1 protein-coding gene is annotated in these 836 nt (G+C 48.4%); it reads right to left on the reverse strand.

Features of this window, described 5'->3' with window-relative positions; all coding sequences use genetic code 11:
* Nucleotides 1-836, reverse strand: an 836-nt coding sequence (locus QRD42_RS16385) for a hypothetical protein (RefSeq protein ID WP_321987630.1), incomplete at both ends; no start/stop codon positions are given.

The raw sequence follows: 836 nt of genomic DNA on the forward strand, positions 1-836 counted from the left end.
GGCATTGGGGTCAATATCTACGCCGTGTTCAGCATATGCTGGTTCGAACCATGGGCTAGTATTTCGAGGCTTGTAGGCGTAAGTGAAGTCGTGAACGAAAACGTTACCGCAGTTTGATGAGCCATCTGCTTTGATAATAAGTCCGTTTTTACTCTGGCAGTATGCAAAAATGCCCGTCGCCACAACGTCAGATGCTTTAATGATTACGCCGTGGGATCCGCCGATACCAGTCACATTGTCCAATCTACCATGGCTATAACCCTCAGTAAGAATGGCATGACCAAGAGCCTGGCTGGTATACATCAACCCAATGACATTACGCAGCACAAGACCATTTCTTTGCTCCAATCCAGTAGACGGAGCGCCATGAACAAATGCATCCCATGTATTGCCATCAGGATGTGAAGCAGTGGTGGTGTCAGCGCCGGGATATTTTGAATTTATATAATCGCGGCCATTGTCAAAGCCGATGTTTTCTATTGTAAGGTTATTTGCCCAGGCGATGAAACGACCACCAATAACAGAACCGCCAATGAGTCGCGTAAGCGTAGAGTTCCACGTTGGCGCTCTTTCACCAAGGATCCTGACATTGTCGACGTTCATGCTGTCTGCATTAACGTTCCATTTCCCTGACTCATATCTGGCTGCCGGGACGTATACCGTTCCACCCGAAGGAATAGCTGCGATGGCTTCTTTCAGTGATGAATAGTTCGCAATGTTGACTGTAGGCAACATGGCGTAAGAAGCGTTGAGATATGCCCCCACCGAGCCGTAAGGGTAATCCATGCCTGGCTGATAGCCTACAAGTCCAGCGCCCTCTTCCTTTTTCAGATCAG

This window comes from Enterobacter sp. PGRG2, from assembly GCF_030291195.1.
Lineage (GTDB): Bacteria > Pseudomonadota > Gammaproteobacteria > Enterobacterales > Enterobacteriaceae > Enterobacter_D.